Annotated in this window: 1 protein-coding gene; it reads left to right on the top strand. The window is 53.5% G+C overall.

Going from position 1 to position 1,520, the window contains the following annotated elements:
* The coding region (locus tag Q8W22_RS16615; protein ID WP_305453119.1) for a cadherin repeat domain-containing protein at positions 1-1,520 on the top strand (1,520 nt) is incomplete at both ends.

Genomic DNA, 1,520 nt, shown 5'->3' with positions numbered 1-1,520 from the left:
AGCGGCTATACCGATGCGGTGGGTAACCAACCGACCAGCGACGTCATCAGTGCCAGTTATCAAATCGATACCCAGGCTCCGGTTTTCACCTCCGCGACCACCGCCACCGCGATTAACGAAAACTCTGGTGGCAGCACGGTGATTTACACCGCAACGACAGACGATGCCGCAGCGGTGGTTTATAGCCTCTCGGGGGCTGATGCTGCTTTGTTCAGCATTAACTCGGCCACCGGCGAAGTGACTTTGTTGGCCGACGCTGATTACGAGAGCAAGTCCAGCTATTCATTTGTAGTCACCGCCACCGATGGGGCGGGTAACCATACCGATCAAACTGTCACTCTGGCGGTCAATAACCTCGATGAAGTCGCACCAACCATTACGTCTGGTGCTACCGCGACTGCCATCGATGAAAACAGCGGTGCCAGCTCGGTTATTTACACAGCGACGGTGGATGACTCTGCCGATATTTCTGATGGTGTGATTTTCTCGCTCTCAGGCGACGATGCAGCGTATTTCTCGATTGATGCCAGCACCGGTGAAGTCACCTTATTGGCCGATGCTGACTATGAGACCAAGTCCAGCTACAGCTTTACTGTTATCGCCACCGATGGCGCCGGTCACTTCACTGATCAGACCGTCACTCTGGCAGTGAATAACCTGGATGAAGTGGGGCCTGTATTTACCTCTGGCACATTGGCGGATGCCATTGATGAAAACTCTGGTGCCAGCTCGGTTATTTACACAGCCACAACCAATGATGCGACAGCGGTTTATAGCCTCTCGGGAGCCGATGCAGCGTATTTCAGCATCAACTCCGCTACAGGCGAAGTCACCTTGTTGGCCGACGCTGATTACGAAACAAAAGACAGTTACAACTTTACCGTCACAGCCATCGATGGAGCCGGTAACCATACCGATCAAACTGTCACCCTGGCGGTGAATAACCTGGATGAAGCAGCGCCAAGCATTACGTCTGGTGATACCGCGACTGCCATCGATGAAAACAGCGGTGCCGGGCAGGTGGTGTATACCGCGACCGCTGATGACTCCGCAGATATCTCTGATGGCGTCACCTTCAGTCTGTCAGGCGACGATGCAGCGTATTTCTCGATTGATGCCAGCACTGGTGAAGTCACTTTGTTGGCGGACGCTGATTACGAAAGCAAGTCCAGCTACAGCTTTACTGTTACAGCCACCGATGGGGCCGGTAACCACACGGACCAAGCCGTCACCTTGGCGGTCAATGATCTGGATGAGTCAGGACCGGTATTTAACTCCGGGAGTCTGGCGGATGCCATTGATGAAAGCTCTGGTGCCAGCTCGGTTATTTACACAGCCACAACCAATGATGCGACAGCGGTTTATAGCCTCTCGGGAGCCGATGCAGCGTATTTCAGCATCAACTCCGCTACAGGCGAAGTCACCTTGTTGGCCGACGCTGATTACGAAACAAAAGACAGTTACAACTTTACCGTCACAGCCATCGATGGAGCCGGTAACCACACCGACCAAATCGTCAC

The organism is Oceanobacter sp. 1_MG-2023, assembly GCF_030689025.1.
Lineage (GTDB): Bacteria > Pseudomonadota > Gammaproteobacteria > Pseudomonadales > Oceanobacteraceae > Oceanobacter.
This window is presented reverse-complemented; position numbering and strand designations above follow the sequence as displayed.